The 20,685-nt window shown below is 63.4% G+C and carries 20 protein-coding genes; 10 read left to right on the top strand and 10 right to left on the bottom strand.

All coding sequences use genetic code 11. The features are described from left to right. Positions 1-9: 9 nt before the first annotated feature. Positions 10-2,442 (bottom strand): hypothetical protein, encoded by a 2,433-nt coding sequence (locus SO139_RS04425; protein ID WP_498539707.1) that lies wholly within the window; start codon positions 2,440-2,442, stop codon positions 10-12. A gap of 322 nt (positions 2,443-2,764) precedes the next feature. Beyond that, a complete protein-coding gene (locus tag SO139_RS04420; RefSeq protein ID WP_449377162.1) occupies positions 2,765-3,322 on the bottom strand; it encodes a cytochrome b in 558 nt (185 codons plus the stop codon). Positions 3,323-3,499: 177 nt separating this feature from the next. Here SO139_RS04420 and murI point away from each other — a divergent pair, with 177 nt between their 5' ends. From murI to SO139_RS04395, 5 genes are all read left to right on the top strand, one after another. Next, entirely contained in the window at positions 3,500-4,297 is a 798-nt protein-coding gene (gene murI, locus SO139_RS04415; protein WP_449377161.1) for a glutamate racemase, read from the top strand. A 58-nt stretch (positions 4,298-4,355) separates the two neighbouring features. Further along, positions 4,356-5,129: an HpcH/HpaI aldolase family protein gene (locus tag SO139_RS04410; protein ID WP_449377160.1), complete on the top strand. Its 774-nt coding sequence runs from the start codon at positions 4,356-4,358 to the stop codon at positions 5,127-5,129. Between the two features lie 228 nt (positions 5,130-5,357). Further along, positions 5,358-6,137: an acyltransferase gene (locus tag SO139_RS04405; RefSeq protein WP_449377159.1), complete on the top strand. Its 780-nt coding sequence runs from the start codon at positions 5,358-5,360 to the stop codon at positions 6,135-6,137. A 191-nt stretch (positions 6,138-6,328) separates the two neighbouring features. Next, positions 6,329-6,946 carry a 30S ribosomal protein S4 gene (gene rpsD / locus SO139_RS04400; protein ID WP_018647416.1) on the top strand — a complete coding sequence of 206 codons (618 nt, stop codon included), beginning with the start codon at positions 6,329-6,331 and terminating at the stop codon, positions 6,944-6,946. A gap of 86 nt (positions 6,947-7,032) precedes the next feature. Continuing rightward, positions 7,033-8,100: a threonine aldolase family protein gene (locus SO139_RS04395; protein WP_449377158.1), complete on the top strand. Its 1,068-nt coding sequence runs from the start codon at positions 7,033-7,035 to the stop codon at positions 8,098-8,100. Here SO139_RS04395 and SO139_RS04390 read toward each other — a convergent pair whose 3' ends face one another. The 3 genes from SO139_RS04390 to grxD are packed head-to-tail and all read right to left on the bottom strand — an operon-like array spanning position 8,101 to position 10,265. After that, a complete protein-coding gene (locus tag SO139_RS04390) occupies positions 8,101-9,378 on the bottom strand; it encodes a serine hydrolase domain-containing protein (RefSeq protein WP_498539706.1) in 1,278 nt (425 codons plus the stop codon). A 2-nt stretch (positions 9,379-9,380) separates the two neighbouring features. Continuing rightward, the gene (locus tag SO139_RS04385; protein ID WP_498539705.1) at positions 9,381-9,929 is read right to left on the bottom strand and encodes an O-acetyl-ADP-ribose deacetylase; all 549 of its coding nucleotides are present in this window, start codon (positions 9,927-9,929) and stop codon (positions 9,381-9,383) included. A gap of 3 nt (positions 9,930-9,932) precedes the next feature. After that, positions 9,933-10,265, bottom strand: a complete 333-nt coding sequence (gene grxD, locus SO139_RS04380) for a Grx4 family monothiol glutaredoxin (protein ID WP_254105106.1) — start codon at positions 10,263-10,265, stop codon at positions 9,933-9,935. 295 nt (positions 10,266-10,560) lie between these two features. Here grxD and egtB point away from each other — a divergent pair, with 295 nt between their 5' ends. Then, the gene (gene egtB, locus SO139_RS04375; protein ID WP_449377155.1) at positions 10,561-11,808 is read left to right on the top strand and encodes an ergothioneine biosynthesis protein EgtB; all 1,248 of its coding nucleotides are present in this window, start codon (positions 10,561-10,563) and stop codon (positions 11,806-11,808) included. Between the two features lie 135 nt (positions 11,809-11,943). Beyond that, positions 11,944-12,915: an L-histidine N(alpha)-methyltransferase gene (gene egtD, locus SO139_RS04370; RefSeq protein ID WP_498539704.1), complete on the top strand. Its 972-nt coding sequence runs from the start codon at positions 11,944-11,946 to the stop codon at positions 12,913-12,915. A gap of 176 nt (positions 12,916-13,091) precedes the next feature. On the opposite strand, the gene SO139_RS04365 is transcribed toward egtD, so the two are convergent. Both SO139_RS04365 and SO139_RS04360 read right to left on the bottom strand, forming a co-directional pair. Further along, positions 13,092-14,279, bottom strand: a complete 1,188-nt coding sequence (locus tag SO139_RS04365) for a low temperature requirement protein A (protein ID WP_449377153.1) — start codon at positions 14,277-14,279, stop codon at positions 13,092-13,094. A gap of 33 nt (positions 14,280-14,312) precedes the next feature. Further along, positions 14,313-14,549, bottom strand: a complete 237-nt coding sequence (locus tag SO139_RS04360; protein ID WP_027525381.1) for a BolA family protein — start codon at positions 14,547-14,549, stop codon at positions 14,313-14,315. A 195-nt stretch (positions 14,550-14,744) separates the two neighbouring features. Between SO139_RS04360 and SO139_RS04355 the strand changes: the two genes are divergently transcribed. Next, the gene (locus tag SO139_RS04355; protein WP_449377152.1) at positions 14,745-15,104 is read left to right on the top strand and encodes a DUF427 domain-containing protein; all 360 of its coding nucleotides are present in this window, start codon (positions 14,745-14,747) and stop codon (positions 15,102-15,104) included. A gap of 121 nt (positions 15,105-15,225) precedes the next feature. On the opposite strand, the gene SO139_RS04350 is transcribed toward SO139_RS04355, so the two are convergent. After that, on the bottom strand, positions 15,226-15,399 hold the full coding sequence (locus SO139_RS04350) for a DUF1328 domain-containing protein (protein ID WP_449377151.1): 174 nt from the start codon (positions 15,397-15,399) through the stop codon (positions 15,226-15,228). Positions 15,400-15,598: 199 nt separating this feature from the next. On the opposite strand from SO139_RS04350, the gene SO139_RS04345 reads away from it, so the two are divergent. Next, entirely contained in the window at positions 15,599-16,786 is a 1,188-nt protein-coding gene (locus SO139_RS04345) for an acyltransferase family protein (RefSeq protein WP_498539703.1), read from the top strand. 119 nt (positions 16,787-16,905) lie between these two features. Here the strand turns inward: SO139_RS04345 and purL are convergent, their stop codons facing one another. After that, positions 16,906-19,119 (bottom strand): phosphoribosylformylglycinamidine synthase subunit PurL, encoded by a 2,214-nt coding sequence (purL, locus tag SO139_RS04340; protein WP_498539702.1) that lies wholly within the window; start codon positions 19,117-19,119, stop codon positions 16,906-16,908. A gap of 183 nt (positions 19,120-19,302) precedes the next feature. Here purL and SO139_RS04335 point away from each other — a divergent pair, with 183 nt between their 5' ends. Then, positions 19,303-19,782 (top strand): PaaI family thioesterase, encoded by a 480-nt coding sequence (locus tag SO139_RS04335; RefSeq protein ID WP_449377148.1) that lies wholly within the window; start codon positions 19,303-19,305, stop codon positions 19,780-19,782. Positions 19,783-19,844: 62 nt separating this feature from the next. Here the strand turns inward: SO139_RS04335 and purQ are convergent, their stop codons facing one another. Continuing rightward, positions 19,845-20,546: a phosphoribosylformylglycinamidine synthase subunit PurQ gene (gene purQ / locus SO139_RS04330; protein ID WP_449377147.1), complete on the bottom strand. Its 702-nt coding sequence runs from the start codon at positions 20,544-20,546 to the stop codon at positions 19,845-19,847. Positions 20,547-20,685: the final 139 nt, after the last annotated feature.

The following is a 20,685-nucleotide window of genomic DNA, read 5'->3' as shown; positions in this document are numbered from 1 at the left end:
CCGAAGTTTCTACTGGATTATCCACTCGCGGTAGCCGAGATTGTTGTCGGCCCGAACAAGATCGGCCAAGTTCACCGGACCGGCAGCGCATGCAAGATTGGACCCGGGATCGATATTGCTGCGGTCACCTGCCGCCGTCGAACGGACGAGCAGACCATTTCGGGAGCCCGACTGCGGTGTCCATGGGAAAGGCCCGAACGTCGCCTCGCCACCAGCGGGCACGCTTCCCGTGATTTCGTTTCCAAGCTGCTGCCACTGGCCCGCGGTCTCCCATGTCGCGACGTCGTCGTCGAGCGCCGTGAAAACCACCACCGAAGTCCCGGCCGCCGGCTGGTCGCCGCGATTGTGAAGCTTGACGTAAACATAATTTGTTTGCCCTGCGCGCGGCGGATCCTGATCGTCCGTCCCGTCATCCGCCGCGTAGCGGATCCAGACAGCGTCTTTGGCGGCCTGCCACTCGTAATGGTACTCATATCCTCCCTCGCGGGGGCTATCGATGTAGATGTCAATCGACGGCGCACTGCCAGGACCGTCGTGTCGCCCCGTCAATGACGCCTGGTACAGACCTTGCTGTTCGAAAGCCCATCGCACGACCTTGTGCAGCATGCCGCCCAGTCGACGCGACCCGTTGTAATCGATGTAGGACGTACCGACGTCGGCATCCATCAAGGCGGTGGCGAATTGACTCGCCTCGCGGGTCGGCTGTGTGCTGACGGGAGCAAGCGAAGCGATCGCACGTATGATGAGATAGGCGATGTAGTTCGCGGCCGCTTTGCGCGCGCCCACATCCGGCTCCAGCTCATCAGCCGCGTTGGGGCGCACCGCGTCACCGCCGACGGCAAGGTACAGGCCGAACAAGGTGCTGGACAGGATCTGCTCGGAATTGTAGCCGGCCGGGTCCCGCGGCGGATAGGTGGGATCGGGTTTCTCATAGAGCGTGCCGCTCCACCCCCATCCGTCGGTAACCTTGCGATCGTGACGTCGCAGCGGCAACTGGACGAAGGGAAACGTCACCCCGCGCCAGGGGGCTCCAAGCTTCGATGCCGGATCAGACATGATCGCGCCGAGCGCATCGCCGGCACTGTGTGCGAAGTCGAATTCGGTCGAGTCGGTCGCGGCCAGGATCAGAACATGGCAGAACTCGTGCCAGACGAAACGCGCGTCGGCGGCAAGTCCCAGTGGGTTCTTCCAGGTGTCCGCAAAATCTGCAAGCCCAAACAACATCCTGACGTCCAACTGCGGCAACAGCGCGTCAGCGCGGAAAGGTGTCACATAGGCGTTGATGCCGCGGCCGTCACGAGCTCCGGGGCCCGACAGCATCTTGGCACGATGTTCGACCGTCAAAGGCAATGCCACCTTCCCAAAATGGTCTTGAAGACTGAAGCCGAACCCCTCGACCAGCCGCATCATCGAGTCGCAATGATAGTAGGCGCTGACTGCAGCAAAATTGTTGGTTCGGGCCGAAAACTCGAAGGGAGGTCTCTGACTCGGAGGGTCGTAGTACTTGCCGAGCGCAGATGGATCGAGCACCGAAACGCGCGGCCCGGTGAGGGCGCGACGTCCGCCGCTCGCGTAATTGAGATCCAGCAATGTGACGGAGTCGCGTTCCGGATCGAGCAGATTGTCGCCGCTGTCATGGCGGGCCTTGAAGTTGCCCTCCTTGCTGTCCGGATCGATCGAGAAAACAGATCCGAGGCACGCCGAGGCGATCGGCGCTTTGCGAACGGCCTGGCCGCTCACGACGTCGACCAGCACGCGATGCCCAATGGAGTCACCACTGCCCACGGGCAGGAAAACCGTGGCACTGGCAGCAAGACCCAAGCTGACGTCGCCCTCGGCGGTTTTCCGTCCATGCCGCTCATAAGCGACGAGCCGTGCATCGATGACCGCGCCGGCCGAGCCATCGAGGCCCAGCGCGGAACCGAACAGCTTGAGAGCCACATCCGGATCCAACGCATCGGCCCATGTCGGCTTCAACTTGCCAATCAGCTTTTCGACACTCTCCACGTCGATCGACAATTCGGCATTTCCGAGTGTCGTCAGGCGCGCGCTCGTGATTTGTGGTTGATCGTCGGGGCCATCATTGACGACGAGACGAATGCTGCTGCCTTGAATATCGACGACAAGGTCAGAATTCTTCACGGGAGTTGTTTGCCGGACCCAGACGATTGTCGTCTCGGGGTGGTCATTCCGGCGCAACTCACGTGGTTCTGCCCAGGCGAATCGCGACTCGCTGGATCGTGAAGTCTCGTCAGCGCCGATCGTATGGCTGAGATAGGCCAAATCTTCCCGACTGAGCGGCAACAACGGTCGTTCACGCTGAGATGCCCACGTCAGATAGTCGAGCGCAGCCTGCTTGGCGGGTTCACCGGGCTCACCCTTCGCGGGTGCCTGCAAGTGGCGAAGCTCCCTGATGACGCCGTGAACGTCCTTTTCGATCACAATATCTGGATCTTGCGGAAATATCATAGCCCACCTCGAGGGACCCTGATCCTCAGCATTCCGGAGACCTGAGCATGCACTCGACCGTTGGTTGAGGCAAGCGCGAACCTGTCAGACCACCGATCAGGACGAAACGCTCTCAAGCCCCAAAGGCAAAGATATTATGTTTTACCGAAATCTTGAATTCCTGCATGAGTCGCGCATGAGCATGCCGTCTCTGCCCCCAAGAGCAAAGCTCGGGTGAAATACGCCACGAGAACGAGGCGTAGGTCCCGGTGATGCGCAGGCGCACGAACAAGGCCGACCGGGCGACTTTGCGCCCCTACCCCGCCTTCGCTTCCTCCGTCAGCATCCGCACCGCGACGCGGTCGCGGCGGATGTAGTGGTGCCAGGCGGAGGCGGCCACGTGAACCACGATCAGAGCCAGCAGCACATAGGCAAAGAGGATGTGGCGGTCTTCATAGGCGCGCGCTGCCTCGCGGTCGGGAGAGGTGAACTGCGGCACGTGAAACAGGCCGAAGAAGCTGGAGTAGACGGGCGCATGCGCGCCGGAATGCGCCCAGCCGAGCATCGCGACCAGGATGACGACGAGATAGAGCGCGGCGTGACTGATGCGCGCCGCGAACTTCTGCCAGGGGCGGCTGTCATCCGGCAGCGCCGGTGTCGGGTTGCCTATGCGCCAGGCCAGGCGAATGACGGTGAGCAGCAGGACCACATAGCCGATGTCGGCGTGGATCGAGCGGTAGAAGAAGCGGTCGGGCCTCGCCGGGACATGGTTGACCCACCAGCCGAAGCCGATCATGCCGATGATCGCGACCGCGAGGATCCAGTGAAACCAGCGGGAGATACTGCCCCAGCCGGCATTGGTGTTTCTGATCATGTCGGCTCCCCGGAATAAATGCGGATGTCCCCAACTGCGGTGCAGCATGGCTGCGATCTGATAGCGGGCGAGCCCAATCGAGGCGATTTGAATCGTTCAAAATTGGGTCGCACCCGCGTCCGCCGCAAAAGCGCCCCAAAAACCGAATGGTAACCATGGCAAGGCTAGGGTAACCGCGTGGCAGACTTCCCAACCATATTGGTGTTCGATTCCGGCCTCGGCGGGCTCACCGTGTTGCGCGAGGTCGTCGCGGCGCGCCCCGATGCGCATTACGTCTATGTCGCCGACGACGCCTTCTTCCCGTACGGCCATCACAGCGAAGATGAGATCATCGCTCGCGTGGTGCCGCTGATGGGCGAGCTGATCGGCACGCACGATCCCGAGCTCGTCGTGATCGCCTGCAACACCGCTTCCACGCTCGTGCTGTCGCATTTGCGCGAGGCCTATTCCGTACCCTTCGTCGGCACGGTGCCGGCGATCAAGCCGGCCTGCGCGCAATCGAAAACCCGGCGCGTCTCCGTGCTCGGCACCAAGGGCACCGTGAAACGGGAATACACCCGCGCCTTGATCCGTGATTTCGCGCAAGGCTGCGAGGTGACGCTGGTCGGTTCGCCCGAGCTCGCCTCGCTCGCGGAAGCTGCGCTCGGAGGCCATGCAATCAGCGACGGCGATATCCTCGCTGAACTGAAACCCTGCTTTGTCGGCGATCCCGACGATGCGACCTCACGCACCGACACGATTGTGCTCGCCTGCACGCATTATCCGCTGCTGCTCGACCGGCTGACGAAACTTGCGCCCTGGCCGGTCGACTGGATCGACCCGGCCCCCGCAATCGCGCGCCGCGTCTCGGACCTGCTCGGTCCGCGCGCCGCGGAGATCGTGCAGACCGGTGCGGAAATGATCTTCACGTCCCGCCGACCGCACGGCCTCGGCCCTTCGCTCACGCCGTTCTTCGGCGGGCGCGTCCCGGCCTGACTTTTCGCGTCGCTGGCACGCTGCTAGGTTGCGCCGCTCTATCCCGCAGGTTCTGGCCATGTCAGCCACATCAACGCCGCTCAACCACCTCCGCCAGCTCTGGCGCGAAGGGCGACCCGCCTTCGGAGCGATCGCGACCATTCCGAGCGTGCAGACCGTACAGATCATGGCGCGCTCGCTCGACTGGATCATCGTCGATCTCGAGCACGGGCCAATCGGGTTGACCGAAGCGCATGCGATGATCGCCGCCACGACCGGCACGCCATGCACGCCGCTGGTGCGCATCGCCGCCAACGAGCCCTGGCTTGCCAAGGCCCCTATGGACATCGGCGCCTTCGGCATCAATTTCCCGATGATCACGAGTCGCGCGGAAGCTGAGAAAGCGGTGCGCAGCGTTCGCTATCCGCCGCGCGGCGATCGTCTCTGGGGCCCCTTCCATGCTCCGTTCCGCTGGGGCCAATCGATGCCCGACTACATGGCTTCAGCCGACGACGAGATGCTCTGCATGATCACCATCGAGCATGTCGAGGCGGTTAATCGCATCGACGAGATTATGGCGACCCCCGGGATCGACATTGCGGTGATCGGTCCTGGCGATCTCGCCACCTCCATCAACAAGCGTGGCCAGATGGAGGACCCGGAACTGCTGGAGCTGATCGCCCGGGCCGAGGCCGGTATTCTCAAAAGCGGCGTGCCGATCGGCGGGGCGGCGCGCACCGCCGAGCAGGCCAACCGCCTGATCGACCGCGGCTACCGCGCCATTGCGCTCGGCTTCGACTGGTCGCTGTTCCAGCGCGGCATCATGGCGGCGTTCGAGGGTATCAAGCGGTAGGTCGTCCTTCGCGCGATTCTCAAGGTCGGTAGCAGGTCACATCAAATTAGCTATTTAAAGCATTGAAATGACATGATTTTACCGAAATTCGCGGGTCTTCTTCTGAGGCTGAGAAGAGCATGGTGCATGAAGCCGCTGGCTCCGCCCCGGCTGGTTCATGCTAGATCAGGGCAGCGGGCGGACCATCGACTCGCCACACCGATTTGAGCCCGCGGAAACCCGAGGACGATGCGCGGTACACCCAGGAAAATCTCGCTGCTGCGGCGCATGGTCTTCGACCTCATGCACGCCTCGATGGGCGTGCCCTTCGTCTCGCTGTCGCGGCCGCTCCAGATCCGCCCCGTGCTCGACGCGCGCGCGAGCGCAAAGGTGCCGGCCGGCTGGGCCGCGATCTTCGTCAAGGCCTTTGCGCTCGTCGCCAGGGATGAACCGATCCTGCGCACGCTCTATGCCAAATGGCCGTGGCCGACCTTCTATGAGCTGCCCAAAAGCGTGGCGATGGTGGCGGTCGCTCGCCTCGTGGACGGCGAGGAATGCGTGGTGGCGCAGCGGATTGCCGGCCCGGACGATCTGCCGCTGGCCGAGATCGACGTCCTGATCCGGCATGCCAAGGAAGCCCCGCTCCAGGACGTGCCGATGGTTCGCAAGATGATGCTGGCGATGCGCCTGCCGCTGCCGCTGCGCCGGCTGGCCTGGCTGATCGGGCTCAATTTCGGCCGCCAGCGCGCCAGCTTTTTTGGCAGCTATTCGGTCACCTCGGTCGCGGCCTATGGCGGGGGCGAGCTCCACGCCATCACGCCAGGGCCGTTCATCCTGAGCTATGGGGTGGCCGAGCCGGACCAGACCATCAATGTCGTCCTTCGCTGGGATCACCGGATTACCGATGCCGCCCCGATCGCGCGGGTCCTGACCCGGCTGGAACAGGTCCTGAACACTGAAATCGCTGCCGAATTGCGTGGCAGCCGCCAGGCCGCCGAACCCAAGCCGATCCGCGCTGTGGCAACGTAAAAGATTGACAGGACGGCCCGATTTCTCCTAAAAGCCGCCTGCTCGCGGGCCGGTTTCGGCCCGCGAAGCGTTTCGCGACCCGTGGCCTTGTCCCTTGAAGCTTTGGGGATGGGGCCTGTCGGTGCCGGGTTTCCCGGTCACACAGGAGGGCGCGTTTCCTCAAACCAACCTAACTCTATCAAGAGGACGCGATGACTAAGCGCAGTGAGGCGAAGTACAAGATCGATCGCCGTATGGGCCAGAACATCTGGGGCCGCCCGAAGAGCCCCGTGAACCGCAGGGAATACGGCCCCGGCCAGCACGGCCAGCGCCGCAAGGGCAAGCTCTCCGACTTCGGCGTGCAGCTCCGCGCCAAGCAGAAGCTCAAGGGTTATTACGCCAACATCTCTGAGCGCCAGTTCCACGGCATCTATGTCGAGGCGAGCCGTCTGAAGGGCGACACCGGTGAGAACCTGATCGGCCTCCTGGAGCGCCGTCTCGACGCGGTCGTGTACCGCGCCAAGTTCGTCTCCACGATCTTCGCAGCACGTCAGTTCATCAACCACGGGCACATCAAGGTGAACGGCCGCAAGGTCAACATCTCGAGCTACCAGCTCAAGGTCGGCGACGTGATCGAGGTCAAGGAAGCTTCCAAGCAGCTGGCCCACGTTCTCGAAGCGAGCCAGCTCCCGGAGCGTGACGTTCCCGACTATCTCGAAGTCGACCACGGCAAGATGACCGCGAAATACGCGCGCATCCCCGGTCTCTCCGACGTGCCGTTCCCGGTGCAGATGGAGCCGCACCTGGTCGTCGAATTCTATTCGCGCTGATAACGAAGTTCGAAAGGCCCCGGCAAAACCGGGGCCTTTTTGCTTAAGAGACCCGGCAAGGGCCGTCCCAATCCAAGAGGCGTCGCATGCTCTATACCCCTCCCCCCGTCGATCCCAAGGCGCCGCCGGTGCGCATCAACCTGCTCTCGGACACGCAGACGCGGCCGACGCCCGCGATGCGCGAGGCGATGGCGCGCGCGGAGGTCGGCGACGAGCAGGTCGGCGACGACCCGACCACCAATGCGCTCTGCGAGCGCGTCGCAGACCTGCTCGGCAAGGAAGCTGCAGTATTCATGCCCTCGGGCACGATGTGCAACGTCACCGCGACGCTGGTGCACTGCCGTCCTGGCGATGAGATCCTCGCGCATGAAACCGCACATATCATCGCGCGCGAAGGCGGCGCACATGCCGCGCTCGGCGGCTTCCAGATCACGCAGCTCCAGGGTCCCGACGGACAGTTCACCCCAGACACCCTCCGCAAGGCGCTGCATCCGCGCACGCGCTACCAGCCGACGCAGAGGGTGGTCAGCGTCGAGCAGACGGCCAATATCGGCGGCGGCACGATCTGGAAGAAAGCGGCGCTCGACGAGATCGTCGCGATCGCCAAGCAGAATGGGCTTGCCACCCACATGGACGGGGCGCGCCTGCTCAACGCTACCGTCGCCGCCGGAATCTCAGCGCGTGACATGGCGGCAGGCTGGGATTCGGCCTGGATCGATTTCTCGAAGGGCCTCGGCGCACCGATCGGCGGCGTGCTGGCCGGCTCGCGCGACTTCATCGACGCGGTCTGGCAGTGGAAGCAGCGCCTCGGCGGCTCGATGCGGCAGTCCGGCGTCTGCGCGGCCGCCTGCATCTATGCGCTAGACCACCACGTCGATCGCCTTGCGGATGACCACGCCAATGCACGCTCGCTGGCGCGTGGGCTGTCGCAGATCGCAGGCATCGAGGTGCAGGAGCCCGAGACCAATCTCGTGTTCTTCAAGCCCGACGGCACCGGCGTCCCCGGCGACAGGATGGTCGGTGCCTTGCGCTCGCGCGGCGTGACGCTTGCGATGATGGATGGCCGTATCCGCGCCTGCACGCATCTCGACGTGACGGCTGCGATGATCGAGGAGACGATCGGCCATGTGCGCGAGATCGTGCGCGGGGCGTGATCAGCGCTCCATCGCCTCGTAGACCAGCCGCTTCAATTCGGTCTGGATCGTCCCGCGCTGCGCCGGCGACTGCATCATGCAGATCACGAACATGTCGTCCGCGGGATCGATGAAGAAGAAGGTGCCGCCGACACCGTCCCAGCGATATTCGCCGGCCGGCAGCGGCGCGTTCGCTTCCGTGCGAACAGCAAATCCCAGGCCAAAACCGCTGTCAGGGCCCGGAAAATAGAATTCGGGATCCTTCCCGATGCCGGTCCCCTCGCCGATCTGGTCCGAGGTCATCAGCGCGACCGTCTCGCGCCTGAGATAGCGCCTTCCGTCGAGCTCGCCGCCATTGAGCAGCATCTGCGCAAAGCGCGCATAGTCGCCGATGGTGCCCACCATGCCCGCACCGCCGGATTCCCAGCGATGCGGTGCGGTCGCCTCCCTAATGCCGGCGACGGGACGGTCGAACCAGTCGCTTGGCAACGGCTCTGCGATCAATTGTCGCTTCGCATCGTCGGCGACGAAAAAAGCGGTATCGCTCATCCCCAGCGGATCGAGCAGCCGCTCCTTCTCGAACTGATAGAGCGACTGACCCGAGACGATCTCGATCACTCGACCCAGCACGTCAGTCGAATGACCGTAGTCCCACAGTGTCGCCGGCTGCTCGGCCAGCGGCAATCGCGCCAGCCGCGCGACGAATTCGGCATTGTCGGGATCGCCGTCAAACAGGCCGGCCTGCGCATAGAGCCTGCGCACGGGATTATCGCCGTAGAAGCCGTAGGTGATACCGGAGGTGTGACGCAGGAGGTCGCGGATGGTGATCGGTCGCGCCGGCGACTCGAGCCGCAAGCGACCGTCCGGCCGCGCGACGCCAATCTTCACGTCGGCGAAGGCCGGAATGTATCTCGCGAGAGCATCGTCGAGGCCAAGCCTGCCGTCGTCGACCAGCATCATCGCCGCGACCGAGGTCACCGGCTTCGACATCGAATAGAGGCGGAAGATGGTATCGCCCGTCATCGGCGCTGCCGTCTTGACGTTGCGCAGACCAGATCTCTCGTAGAGCACGGGCCTGCCGTGCTGCTGGATCAGCAGGATCGCGCCGGGAATCTTGCCGGCCGTAACCTCATTGCGAAGATAGTCGCTGATGCGCGCAAGCTTCTGCGGATCGAGCTCACGTCCGGCGAGCAGGTCTTCCGCCGCTGCAACCGCGGCGAATGCCAACAGGCCAGCGCAGACAAACAGCCAACGCACGAGGGCCAGACGTGCTTCGGCGGAACGACGGCCCAGCCTCATCGTCAGTCGCCGGCGCCGTGCGCGAGCAGCGCCTCACGATGCAAGACAGCACTGGGCTCGGAGAAACAGCAGAAGATGACCTGAGTGACCGAAGGAGTCGTGGCCAGAGCTTCGACCGTGGTCGCAACTGCAATCTGCGCGGCACGGTCCGCCGGGAAACGGTAGACGCCGGTCGAAATCGCCGGGAATGCCACGGAAGCGAGCTCGTGCTTGCGGCAGAGCTCCATCGAACGGCGATAGCAGGAGGCGAGCAGATCGTCTTCGCCGAGGGTGCCGCCATTCCATACCGGACCGACGGTGTGGATCACATGCGCGGCCTTCAGCCGGTAGCCCCGCGTGATCTTGGCATCACCCGTCTTGCAGCCATGGAGCATGCGGCACTCGGCGACAAGGTCCGGGCCGGCGGCCCGGTGGATCGCACCATCGACGCCGCCTCCGCCGAGGAGCGATGTGTTGGCAGCGTTGACGATGGCGTCAACGCCGAGCGTGGTGATGTCGGCGACAATGATCTCGAGCTGCGCGCCACCGATCCGGCGCGTCAGCATCGCCAAGGATCAGGCCGCTGCGTTGACGGCAACGCCCTTGTCGGAGAAGAGCTGCTGCAATTCGCCAGCCTGGAACATCTCGCGTACGATGTCACAGCCGCCGACAAACTCGCCCTTCACATAGAGCTGGGGGATGGTCGGCCAGTTCGAATAGACCTTGATGCCGTTGCGCAACTCGGCGGATTCGAGAACGTTCAGGCCCTTATAGCCGACGCCGAGATGGTCGAGGATCTGCACGACCTGGCCGGAGAAACCGCACTGCGGAAATTGCGGCGTGCCCTTCATGAACAGAACCACGTCGTTCGACTTCACTTCGCTGTCGATGAATTCCTCGATGCTCATATCCATGTCCTTCCGGGGCGGAGCCCTCATCGCTTCGGGCGGCTCAGCCATCTAACCCGATACCTGCCTGTATATGTAGCGCAAACTATTGGACATCCAAAGTAAAATGGCGGCGACGAAGCCCTGCCATGCGACCGGTCCGCCCAATTCGGGGCCGGCGGGGCCATAGCCTGATGGCTCTAATATCATCACCGAGGAGGACTTTTATCCCGTAACGGAGGCCCTATCTAGGACGAACCTGTCTCTTGGAACCGAGCTACGTCTGCAACGTTCTCTTGTCCACCCGGAGAAAATCGTGACGAAACAAGCCTCCGCGACGGCCAGCCCGCTCCCAGCGTCACCTTTCTCCGAATCCGGCAGCTTGGACGAAGCGCTGGTGGATGCCTTTGTGGCGGTCCGTAACGAGACTGAGCGCCGCGCCGCCCCGCTCAGCGCGGAAGACCAGCAGATCCAGTCCATGCCGGATGCGAGCCCCGCGAAATGGCACCGCGCGCATACGACCTGGTTCTTCGAGCAGTTTCTGCTTGGCGAGCACTGTCCGGGTTATAAGCCCTTCCATCCCGACTTCGCATTCCTGTTCAATTCCTATTACGTCAGCGCCGGTCCACGCCACGCTCGGCATCGCCGCGGCGACATCACGCGGCCAAGCGCCGATCAGGTCACCGCCTATCGAACCTACGTCGATGCCGCCGTCGTAAGATTCTTCCGCGAGGCGGACGAGGCCAAGCTTCGCGCCATCAGCCCGCTGGTCGAAGTCGGCCTCAATCATGAGCAGCAACACCAGGAGTTGATGTTCACGGATATCCTGCACGCCTTTGCGCAGAATCCAGTTCTCCCCGCTTACGATCGTGATTGGCGCTTCCCGGCCCCGAACAAGACGGGTGCGGAATGGCTATCCCTGAACGAAGGCATTCACAGCATCGGACATGCCGACGACAGCTTTCATTTCGATAATGAGAAGCCGGCGCATCGCGCGCTGGTGGGTCCCGTCAGGATCGCGCGCAATCTCGTCACCAATGCCGAATGGCTCGCCTTCATACGCGACGGCGGTTACCGAACCGCGCCGCTCTGGCTGATGGACGGCTTTGCCGCGGTCAGCAGCGAGGGCTGGCAGGCGCCGGGCCACTGGCGCGAGATCGACGGTCGCTGGCACATGATGACGCTCGCCGGACTCAAGCCGGTCGATCCCGATGCCCCAGTCTGTCATGTCAGCTATTACGAGGCGGATGCGTTCGCGCGCTGGGCCGGAAAGCACCTGCCGACCGAGATGGAATGGGAGGTCGCGGCCCGCGCCGGCCAGCTCAACGATGCCTTCGGCATCGTCTGGCAATGGACCCGCAGCTCATATTCGCCCTATCCCGGTTACCGCGCCGTGGAAGGCGCGCTCGGCGAGTACAACGGCAAGTTCATGGTCAATCAGCTGGTGCTGCGCGGCTCCTCGCTTGCAACTCCGGGCGGGCACAGCCGTATCACCTATCGCAACTTCTTCTACCCGCACCACCGTTGGCAATTCACGGGATTACGCCTCGCCGACTACGACTAGAGCATGATCCGGAAAAGTGTGAAGCGGTTTTCCGAAGAGATCATGCTCAAACAACGACCTAAAGCGCGATCTCATCGGGCTTTAGTTCTCATCCGACGACAACCGCGCGCCGGACAGCGCGTTCAGGAGAGTATCATGAATGTGCACGCCAGCGCTTTGGCCGAAGCCCATCTTCCTGACGAACAGACCACCGCCTTTGCCCGCGACGCCATCGGAGATCTGTCGCAGCAGCCGAAAAAGCTGTCTCCGAAATATTTCTACGACGCGACCGGTTCGGAGCTGTTCGAGGCGATCACGCGCCTGCCGGAATATTACCCGACGCGCACCGAGCTCTCGATCCTGCGCGAGCGTGGCAGCGAGATCGCGAAAATCATCCCGGAGCATGCGGCGCTGGTCGAGTTCGGCGCCGGCGCGACCACCAAGGTCCGCCTGCTCCTGAAGCATTGCAGGTTCGCCGCCTACGTGCCCGTCGATATCTCCGGCGACTTCCTTCAGGGGCAGGCGAACGGCTTGCGGCGGGATTTCCCCTCGCTCGGCATCCATCCGGTCGCCGCAGACTTCACCACGCCGTTTGAGCTGCCGCCCGCGGTTGCCAACCTGCCGAAGGTCGGCTTCTTTCCCGGCTCGACCATCGGCAACTTCGAGCCGCACGAAGCCCAGGCGTTCTTGAAGAGCGCGCGCCAGATCCTGGGCCAGGGCGCGCTGATGATCATCGGTGCGGACCTCGAAAAGGACGAGCGGGTGCTCCACGACGCCTACAACGACGCCGCCGGTGTCACCGCCCGCTTCAACCTTAATGTGCTCGTGCGCATCAACCGCGAGCTTGGCGGCAATTTCGATCTCTCCGCCTTTACGCATCGCGCGATCTACAATCGCGAGCAGCACCGCATCGAGATGCACCTGATCAGCAGGAAGAGCCAGACCGTGCGCATGCTGGGCACCAGCTTCTCGTTCCGACCGGGCGAGAGCATCCACACCGAGAACAGCTACAAATACAGCATCGAACGGTTTGCAGCGCTCGCGCGCGGCGCCGGCTGGCGGGTGCGGGAGACGTGGACGGACGCCGCCAAGATGTTCTCGGTGCATGCAATGGAGGCCGTGGAGTAGGCTTCTCCAATGAGAGCGCTGGCTCAGGAGTCCCTCAACGACCGCGTCAACATGTCCCACACCGACCAACTTGGTGGTGCGGATATTGTCGATACGCCAGCGCCGGTCCTCGTGAACGAAGCCGTAGGTCACGACAGCCGGCGGTCCCGACCGATAGTCCGATCGGCACCGGCGGTTCAATCAGCCCCTTCGGACTTCGACCCCAACGACACCGACTCCCACACCGCCACCACGATCAGGATCGCCGTCGTCGCGATCGAGAGCCAGAGTGGAGACAATTCGCCGCCGAACCAGCCCAACGCCAGAAGCATGAGAATGCCGACGCCGTGCGAAAGTTGAAGGAAGCCGCGGATGGCGTGCTTGAACAGGATGGTGCCGACCAAGAACACCAGGGGACCACCGACCGTGCTCAATACCGTCCTGAGATCGGAATGTCCGGTCGGATGCTTCAGCACGAGCTCATCAGACACGGCGGTCAGGATGATGCCGGCAATGATTGGCATGTGCAGGTAGGTGTAGGCGAGCCGCGCCAGCCGACCGGACTCGGCGGATTTCGAGATCAGCTCGGAGCCCGCTTCCGCGCCCTTGTGGAAATAGATCCACCACATCGCGATGCTGCCGAGGAGCGCCGCCAGGAAGGCGAAGATGTTCTCCCCGGTCCAGCTCAGTTCGGCAAAGGTCGCGCCGTTGACGACGACCGCTTCACCCAGCGCGATGATGATGAAGCCGGCGCAGCGTTCGGCCATATGGCCGCCCTCGACCGCCCAGGCCTCGACCGACGAAAATCCCAGCTTCGGCACCCAGAAGCGTGCGGCTGGCGAGATGTATTCGAAGACCACGGCCGCGAGCCAGAACCATAGCCGAGTCTCGCCCTCCGCAAACCCACCGGCGATCCACAGCACGGCAGAGACCGAGAGCCAGAGCAGGATGCGGATCGCATTGTGCCGCACCAGGATCCGGTGCGGCGGCGTCACGAACAGCCAGAAGGCCGTCCGCCCAACCTGCATGGCCGCATAGGCAATCGCAAACCACAGCCCCCGCCCCTCGAACGCCGTCGGGATCGAGGTCGAGAGCACGAGGCCGCCCAGCATCATCAGGAAGAGCAGGACGCGGACCGGCGTCAGTTCGGGGTTCAGCCAGTTGGTGACCCAGGCAGTGTAGACCCAGACCCACCACACCGCGAGGAACAGCAGCGTGACCTGGACGGCGCCGAGCGGCGTGAAACGGCCGAGCAGCGTGTGCGAAATCTGCGTGACGGCGTAGACGAAGACGAGATCGAAGAACAGTTCGACATAGGTCACGCGGCCCGGCTGGTCCGGCACGATGACACGAAACATCGCGCCGCGTGAATTGTCCGCAGCCATAGCCTACCCCGCCGCCAAAAGATCAATTCGCCATCAGCTTCCGGGCACGCCGGTCTGCAGGGCCAGCGCGTGAAGCACACCTCCCATCTGGCCGCGCAGCGACTGATAGACAATCTGGTGCTGCTGAACGCGGGACTTTCCACGGAAGGATTCCGAGATCACGGTCGCGGCATAATGGTCGCCGTCACCGGCGAGGTCCCGGATCGTCACCTCGGCATCGGGGATCGCTGCCTTGATCATCGCCTCGATATCGTGGGCGTCCATTGGCATTCTGCTCTCGCTCCTTCTACCGCCTTCGAATTCAGGCCTTCGACTCACTTGCCGGGGTCCCCGGGACCGGCAGGCCCAAACTTAGCGTGAACGGCCTTCTAGGTCACGCTTTCAACGACTATATTCCGCCTTCGAGCGGGATAAAGGCACGACAAAGTGCCGCGCGTGGCCAATCGACCAAAAAGGCGTGATATCATGAAGCTTCCGGGCCCCGACCACCCCATCACCATCACTCACAACCCCAGGCGCGTCCGCGTGACGGCGGGCGACGTCGTTATCGCCGACACCACGAAGGCGCTGACGCTGAAGGAGGCCCGGTATCCGGCCGTCCAATACGTACCGCGGGAGGACGCCAACATGGCCGTGCTCGAACGGACCGACCGCGTCACTCATTGTCCCTACAAGGGCGACGCAAGCTATTTCAGCGTCAAGGCTGACGGCACGACGCTGGACAATGCGATCTGGACCTACGAGACGCCGTTCCCCGCCATGACGGAGATCTCCGGCCATCTCGCCTTCTATCCTGACAAGGTGAAGATCGAGGAAGTGGGGTAATTTTTGGATGCTGTCATTCCGGGGCGGTCCGCAGGACCGAGCCCGGAATCTCGAGATTCTCAGGTGCGCAATTGCGCACCACAGTTCGATGCTTCGCATCGCCCCGGAATGACTTAGGTAGCTACGCCCTGAAGATCGTGAGCCCCAACACCAGGAGCACCAGGAAGATCACGACGAAGACGTAGAACAGGAAGCGCGCGATATCGGCGGAGGCGGCCGAAACGCCGGTGAAGCCGAGCACGCCCGCCACGATCGAGATCAACAGGAAGATCAGCGCCCATTTCAGGATGGTCATCGCCTGCTCCGCGAGGTCCGCGCCGCCAAAGCGGACGGGTAATTAAAGATTTCGTGAACTCTAACGTGCAGGGGATGGACCGGTTCCTCCGCCACTGGTACGGCGGCGAGACGAAGCAGAGTCAGGCTAAACAGAACTTGCTGAATTCCCGTCCCAGCGGCAACATCCGCACCCAGGGAAGGATGCAACCGGGGCGAACATGACAACGATCTCACCTACGGCGACGGCTGGCGCTGAGGTCAGCGCAGCTCCCAAGAGCAAAGCACGAAACCTGTCGCTCGATCGGGCGCGTACGTTCCTGACTCTGGTGGTGCTGCTGCATCATGCCGTCATCCCCTATACCTATTTCGGTCACACCGATCCGACCGAGTGGATCGGGTTCGATCTGATCGTGCTCGCCAATGACTCGTTCTTCATGGCGATGTTCTTTTTCCTGTCAGGCCTGTTCGTATGGCCCGGCCTCGGCCACAAGGCACCGCTGGCCTTCATCCGCGACCGCCTGCTGCGGCTCGGCCTTCCCTTCGCCGTCTGCGCGCTGACGCTGATCCCGCTCGCCTATTACGCGCTGGCATTGCAGGGCGGCTCTGATCTCACCTTCTCGGCGTTCTGGTGGAAGACGGTGACCGTCGGGCCATGGCCAAGCGGTCCAATCTGGTTCGTCTGGGTGCTGCTCGCCTTCGATGTCACGGCGTGCCTGCTCTACCGGGTCTCGTCCACGCTGGTGTTTCCGATCAACCGGATTTCGCAGCAAGGCTTCAAGGAGCCGTGGCGGTTCTGGCTGCTGCTCTGGATCGTCACCGAGATCGCCTACATCCCGATGCTGATCTATTACGGCGTCAATCACTGGTTCGAGTTCGGGCCGTTCTCGGTGCAGGCGAGCCGTGTGCTGCTCTATGCCTCCTATTTCTTCATCGGCGCGGGCGTCGGCTGTGCCGGCATGGCCACCGGCGTGCTGGGCCCGGAGGGCCAGTTACCGAAAAGCCGATGGAGCTGGCTGTTCGTTACACTGCTCCCCTACGCGGGCATGTGGTGCATGATTTTCGTCAAGCGCGAGATCCTGGGCAATCCGCCTCATCTGCCGTGGTGGTATCATGCAATCTACGGCTCGTTCTTCGTGCTGTTCTCGGCCGCAATCCTGCTGACGATCCTCGCCTTCTTCCTGCACTCGAAAGCACCGGGACCGACGTTGCTCGATCGCATGCAGGGCGAAGCCTACGGCATGTTCCTGGTGCACTATCCGATCGTGCTGTGGATCCAGTATTACCTGTTCGACGTCAGCGTGCCGGCGATCGTCAAGGCGACGATTGCGTTCGTGCTCACGGTGATCCTGAGCTGGGCCGCCACCGCAGCGCTACGAAAGATTCCCGGCGCGACGCGGGTGTTGTGAACCCAGCTCTCTCATTTCGTCATTGCGAGCGCGCAGCGAAGCAATCCAGACTGTCTCCGCGGCGCGAGCCTGGATTGCTTCGTCGCTTCGCTCCTCGCAATGACGAGAGACTGTGGGACTTACACCACCTTCGCGCCCATATACTCCGGCAGCCAGCGCTCGAATGCGGTGCGCAGAGTGTCGATCTTGACTGGCGCCTCGCCGACAATTGCGATCGCGTCGCCGCCGGTGGTGCCGATGCGCACGCAGGGCACCTCGCAGCCGCGCATCTTTGCAAGCACGAGGCCGGCCTGCGTCTCAGGCACGGTCACAATGTAGCGCGCCTGGTCCTCGCCAAACCAATAGGCGTGCGGCACGAGCGCGGCTGGCGCAGCCAAAAGACGCGCGCCGATGCCGCTGGCCATCGCCATCTCGGCCAGCGCGATCAAGAGGCCGCCGTCGGAGAGGTCATGTGCCGCCGTCGCAGTGCCCGCATGGATCATGCCGCGTACGACGTCGCCATTGCGCTTCTCGGCAGCGAGATCGACCGGCGGCGGCGCGCCCTCCTCGCGACCGCAGATGTCGCGAAGATAAACCGACTGGCCGAGCCAGCCATGGGTCTCGCCGATCAGGAGGATCGCCTCGCCCTCGGCCTTGAAGGCGAGCGAAGCGGATTTGGTGAAATCATCGAGCACGCCAACGCCGCCGATCGAGGGCGTCGGCAGGATCGCGCGGCCGTTGGTCTCGTTGTAGAGCGAGACGTTGCCGGACACGACCGGGAAATCCAGCGCGCGGCAGGCTTCCGAAATGCCCTTCAGGCAGCCGACGAACTGGCCCATGATCTCGGGTCGCTCCGGATTGCCGAAGTTGAGATTGTCGGTGATCGCGAGCGGCTTGCCGCCGACCGCGGTAATGTTGCGCCAGGCTTCGGCCACCGCCTGCTTGCCACCTTCGAATGGATCAGCCTCGCAATAGCGCGGCGTGACGTCCACCGTCATCGCGAGGCCCTTCGGCCCGTCCTCCACGCGCACGACGGCAGCATCGCCGCCGGGGCGCTGCACCGTATTGCCGAGGATGACGTGGTCGTACTGCTCCCAGACCCAGCGCTTGCTGCACAGCTCGGGCGTGCCGATCAGCTTTTCGAGCGCAGCACCAATGCCCATCGGCGCCGCGACCTCGCGGGCATGCACGACCGGCAGCGCGCTTGAGGCGACATGCGGGCGGTCATAGACCGGCGCCTCGTCGCCGAGCTCCTTGATCGGCAGGTCGGCCATGACATCGCCGCCATGCTTGACCACAAAGCGCTTGCTGGGCGTGGTGTAGCCGACCACGGCGAAATCCAGCCCCCACTTCTTGAAGATCGCCTCGGCCTCTTTCTCCTTCTCGGGCTTGAGCACCATGAGCATGCGCTCCTGGCTCTCCGAGAGCATCATCTCGTAAGCGCTCATGCCGGTCTCGCGCGTCGGCACCGCGTCGAGATCGAGATCGACGCCGAGGTCGCCCTTGGCGCCCATCTCGACTGCCGAGCATGTGAGCCCCGCCGCACCCATGTCCTGGATCGCGATGACACAGCCCTTCTCCATGATCTCGAGGCAGGCCTCGAGCAGCAGCTTCTCGGCGAAGGGATCGCCGACCTGAACGGTGGGGCGCTTCTCCTCGGACTTGTCATCGAACTCGGCCGACGCCATCGAGGCGCCGTGAATGCCGTCGCGGCCCGTCTTGGAGCCGAGATAGACGATCGGCATGTTCACGCCGGAGGCGGCCGCATAGAAGATCTTGTCGGCGTCGGCGAGGCCGACCGCCATGGCGTTGACGAGGATGTTGCCGTCATAGCGGGTGTGGAAGCGCACCTGCCCACCGACCGTCGGCACGCCGAAGGAATTGCCGTAGCCGCCGACACCGGCGACCACGCCGGAGACGAGATGCCGCGTCCTGGGATGCTCGGGTGCGCCAAAGCTCAGCGCGTTCAGGCAGGCAATGGGGCGCGCGCCCATGGTGAAGACGTCGCGCAAGATGCCGCCGACGCCAGTGGTTGCTCCCTGATAGGGCTCGATGTAGCTCGGGTGGTTGTGGCTCTCCATCTTGAAGACAACCGCCTGCCCGTCGCCGATGTCGATCACGCCGGCGTTCTCGCCGGGGCCCTGGATCACCCACGGTGCTTTCGTCGGCAGGCCGCGGAGATGGATGCGCGAGGATTTGTACGAGCAGTGCTCGTTCCACATCGCCGAGAAGATGCCGAGCTCGGTGAAGGTCGGCTCCCGCCCGATCAGCTTCAGGATGCGCTCATACTCATCGGGCTTGAGCCCGTGGGCGGCTACGAGTTCGGGGGTGATCTTCGGTTCGTTCTTGAGCATGGATTCGGCGCTTTCGGCGGGGTCTGGCCGTTCTTAGGAACATCCGGGCCTCGCGAAAAGCCCTTTAAGGCGCATTTTCCCACTGTCCATAGTTTTGCAGAAGGGGCCCGCGGGAACAGGAATTGCACAGCACGGACGGATCGGATTTAAGGGCAAAAACCTCTCATTTGAAGGCCCCATTCCTTGCACGAGCTGACCAAGACGACTTCTTCCCCCCGCCCCGACCTGCACGTCGCGACCGAGGGGGAATTCAAGGGCTGGCAGACCTGGATTCGCGACAGTTTTGAGAACCATATCGGCCCCTTCTGGCACCGCTTCGAGGAGGACGGCCGCGTCCGCTGCGCCTTCCGGGTGGAGAAAAAACACCTCAACGGGTCCCAAAACGTCCACGGCGGATGCTTCATGGCGTTCGCCGATTATTGCCTGTTCGCGATCGGCCGCCATGCGTTGGACGGCCGGGGCGTGACCGTCAATTTTGGCTGCGAATTCCTCGATGCCGGCCACGAGGGCGAGCTGATCGAATGCACCGGCGAGGTCACCCGCGCCGGCGGCTCGCTGATCTTCCTGCGCGGCGAGATGATGGCCGGCGAGCGTCGGCTGTTCACCTTTTCCGGCACGATCAAGCGGGTGAAGCGGAAGGCGACGCCTCCATCGGGCGCGTAGCTCGAAAGCAGCGCCACGTCATCGAACAACCCTCGGTCAGTCGCGATCTCGCGTGACGAGGTTCATGCCGCGAGGTCGAGATGCGCCGCGAGGCCGGCGAACAGGCCACGGCCGTCGGTGCAGCCCATGATGTCTTCGACGTGGTTTTCCGGATGCGGCATCATGCCGAGCACGTTGCCCTTGTCGTTGACGATGCCGGCAATGGAATGCGCTGCGCCGTTGATGTTGTGGGCCTCGTCGACCACGCCTTCGGCCGAGCAGTAGCGGTAGAGCACCCGCCCCTCGCCTTCGAGCCGCTTGATGGTCTCTTCATCCGCCTCGTAATTGCCCTCGCCATGGGCGACCGGCACGCGGATCACCTGGCCGGCATTGTAGCCGCGGGTGAACGGCGTGTCGGAGCGTTCGACGCGCAGATGCACGTCGTGACAGATGAATTTCAGCCGGGCATTGCGCATCAGCACGCCCGGCAACAGGCCGGACTCGCAGAGGATCTGGAAACCGTTGCAGACGCCGAGCACGAGCCCGCCCTTCGCCGCATAGTCGCGCACCGCGTCCATCACCGGCGCGCGCGCGGCGATGGCGCCACAGCGCAGGTAATCGCCATAGGAGAAGCCACCGGGCACCACGACGAGATCGGTCCCAACGGGGAGCGACATCTCAGCGTGCCAGACCATCGCCGGCTCGTGTCCCGAGATCAGCTTCAGCGCACGCGCCATGTCGCGCTCGCGGTTGATTCCGGGAAAGACGAGGATGGCGGCTTTCATGGCTTTGAGTTCCGAAGCGAGGAATGGAATCGGGCTGGCCGGCGGCCAAATCGTGAGGAGACATAACCATTTGACGCGGATTTTACCAGTGCTAGCCTCACCTGACGGCTTTGTGCACAGGCCATAACCCGCCCTTTGG

The sequence above is a fragment of the Bradyrhizobium sp. UFLA05-89 genome, assembly GCF_059803475.1.
The sequence above is the reverse complement of the archived record's forward strand: the minus strand, read 5'-3'. Positions and strand labels throughout refer to the sequence as shown.